The 2,884-nt window shown below is 70.3% G+C and carries 3 protein-coding genes; 1 reads left to right on the forward strand and 2 read right to left on the reverse strand.

All coding sequences use genetic code 11. The annotated features are described in order from the left end of the window. Nucleotides 1–34 precede the first annotated feature (34 nt). Complete coding sequence (locus tag ACNPM4_RS05150) at nt 35–691, reverse strand: FMN-dependent NADH-azoreductase (protein ID WP_448984924.1); 657 nt, start codon at nt 689–691, stop codon at nt 35–37. A gap of 77 nt (nt 692–768) precedes the next feature. On the opposite strand from ACNPM4_RS05150, the gene ACNPM4_RS05155 reads away from it, so the two are divergent. Further along, nucleotides 769–1,107 (forward strand): winged helix-turn-helix transcriptional regulator, encoded by a 339-nt coding sequence (locus ACNPM4_RS05155; protein ID WP_029261403.1) that lies wholly within the window; start codon nt 769–771, stop codon nt 1,105–1,107. A 155-nt stretch (nt 1,108–1,262) separates the two neighbouring features. Here the strand turns inward: ACNPM4_RS05155 and ACNPM4_RS05160 are convergent, their stop codons facing one another. Continuing rightward, a complete protein-coding gene (locus tag ACNPM4_RS05160; RefSeq protein ID WP_448984925.1) occupies nt 1,263–2,783 on the reverse strand; it encodes an SDR family NAD(P)-dependent oxidoreductase in 1,521 nt (506 codons plus the stop codon). Nucleotides 2,784–2,884: the final 101 nt, after the last annotated feature.

Here is a 2,884-nt window from a genome sequence, read left to right on the forward strand (position 1 = left end):
CCCCGCGACCGGCGGATGCCGGACCCTGGCCGGGTCAGGCCACGCGGGGGTCGCGGGACGCGGCCAGCTCGCGGCCGAAGGTGCGGGCGTCGGCCTCCGCGTTCTCCTTGAGCTCGCGCGCCGTGTCGGTGAACGCGTCGAGCGCCGGGTTCACGCCGACGAGGGTGAAGGGACGCTGCACGACGCGCAGGTCGAGGCCCCAGACGTCTTCGAGCACGCGGCGCAGCCAGCCGGTCGAGTGGTCCCAGCCCTCCTTGGGCGAGCCCTCTGCGTAGTTGCCGCCGAGCACGGTGACGAGCGTCGCGGGCTTGCCGTTCAGCGCGGTGCCCGTCGGGTCGATGCGCGGGTCGGTGTAGGCCAGGTCGAACCAGGTCTTGAAGTGCTGCGAGACGCCGTAGTTGTACAGCGGCACCGCGAACAGCAGGGCGTCGGCCCCGATCAGCTCGTCGGCGAACGAGGTCGCGAGCGCGCGGGCGTCGTTCTGCGCGGGGGTGCGCTGGGCCTCGTCGACGAAGCCGCCGGTGACGGCATCCGCCCAGGCGGTCGCGGGCACGGGGTCGCTCGCCAGGTCGCGGCGGGTGACGGTCGAGTCGGGGTGGGACGCGGTCCACTCGGCCTCGACGAGGTCGGCGAGCGCGCGGCTGGCGGACGACGCGGGAAGGATGCTGGCATCCAGGCGGAACAGGGACATGGGCCTACCTCTCGTTTTCGTAGTCGCTAGGTTTTTATTAGCGACACCGGTTAACGTAGCATGGGTAGGATGTGTGCATGGCCGAGGTCGAGGAAGAACGTCAGGTGTGCGACGCCGCCGTCACACTGGCCTTCAGCGTGCTCGGCAAACGGTGGAACGGCATGATCGTCTCGTCACTCGGCGGCGGCCCTTCGACCTTCGTCGCCCTGCGACGCTCCGTCGCCGGCATCAGCGACACCGTGCTCTCCGACCGCCTGGCAGAACTCTCCGACGCCGGTCTCGTCGCACGCACAGTCGACGCCGGGCCGCCGATCACGGTGTCGTACGCCCTCACCTCCAGCGGCGAGGGACTGCTGCCGATCCTCGACCAGCTCGGCCGCTGGGCATCCGCCAACCTCGCCGAGCGCGCGCACTGACGCGGCATCCGCAGCACTATCCCCACCTCCGGCTCGCGCGCACTGATACGGCATCCGCCCCTCACCTGCATGACCGAACGACGGATGCATGCGAAGACACCGAGGAATCCTCATGCATCCGGGTTTTCCTCATGCATGTGGACGCCCCACCGCCGTCACCAGGGGCTGGGCTCGTAGTCCTTCAGGAACACCCCGTGCACGTCTTCGCCGGCCTCGCCGCGCACGATCGGGTCGTACACGCGGGCGGCACCGTCGACGAGGTCGAGCGGGGCGTGGAACCCCTCTTCGGCCAGGCGCACCTTCGTGTAGTGCGGGCGCTCGTCGGTGATCCATCCGGTGTCGACGGCCGTCATTAGGATGCCGTCCTTCTCGAGCATCTCGCCGGCACTGGTGCGGGTGAGCATGTTGAGCGCGGCCTTGGCCATGTTCGTGTGCGGGTGCCCGGGGCCCTTGTAGCGGCGGGAGAACTGCCCCTCCATGGCCGACACGTTCACCACATACTTGCGGTGCGAATCGGATGCCGCCATCGACGCACGCAGACGACTGATGAGCAGGAACGGCGCCGTCGTGTTGGCCAGCTGCACCTCGAGCATCTCGAGCGGATCGACCTGCTCGATCGACTGCACCCAGCTGTTGACGCGGTTCACGTCGGGCACGAGTCCGCCGGCGTCGATCGCGGTACCGTCGGCGTGCTTCTCGAGCGACGACGATCCGGGAGCCATCGCGAGCCGCGCGAGGTCTTCGGCCGTGAGCGCCTGGCCGCCCTGCTCGGCGACCGTGCCGCCGAGGGCCGCGACCGAGAGGAGCGGATGCGCGTCGACCGAGGCCTGCAGCGCCTGCGGGTGCGGGTCGGCGGTGTGCCCGAAGGTCTCCATCTCGGGAAGCGGTCCGTCGGGCAGCGGCTGCAGCTCGGCATCCGCCAGCAGCGAGTACGCACCCGGCGAGCGGCGCACGGTCTGCGCGGCGTTGTTGATGAGGATGTCGAGCGGACCCTGAGCCGCGACCGAGTCGGCGAGGCCGATCACCTGGGCGGGGTCGCGCAGGTCGATGCCGACCACGCGCAGGCGGTGCAGCCAGTCGGCCGAATCGGGTAGGGCCGAGAAGCGCCGCACGGCATCGCGCGGGAACCGGGTCGTGATGGTCGTGTGCGCGCCATCGCGCAGCAGCCGCAGCGCGATGTGCATCCCGATCTTGGCGCGGCCACCCGTGAGCAGGGCGCGCTTGCCCGTGAGGTCGGTGCGGGCGTTGCGCTTGCCGTGGCTGAAGCGGGCGCAGTCCGGGCAGAGCTGGTGATAGAAGGCGTCGACCTGCGTGTACGGCTGCTTGCAGATGTAGCAGTTGCGGGGCTTCAGCAGCTCGCCGGCGATGGGGGCGTCCACCACGCTGGTGGCGAGGTCGTGACCGCGGGTCTCGTCGTCGATGCGGTCGGGCGCCCCGGTGGCGGTGCGGGCGACGACGGCCTTGTCGGCCTCGGCGATCGCGTCGCGGATCTCCTTGCGACGCACGCGCTTGACGGCCTTGAACATCGCCGCGGTCGCGTGGCGCACGGCGACGAAGTCCGGGTGCTCGTTGTCGATCTGATGCAGTTCGGCCAGTACGCGAAGGGTCGTGGCGAGATCGTCGGGGTCGACGCCCGGTCCGAGGTCGGGTGCAGCGTCGGAGGGGGCGTCGGTCATTGTGCTGATTTTACGCGAGCGTCCTGGGCATCCGCCCCGCCGGCATCCGCCCCCCGTTGCCGAGTGCACGGCCTGTCGCCGAGTGCACCGGCTGTCGACGC

The organism is Microbacterium umsixpiens (assembly GCF_053543675.1).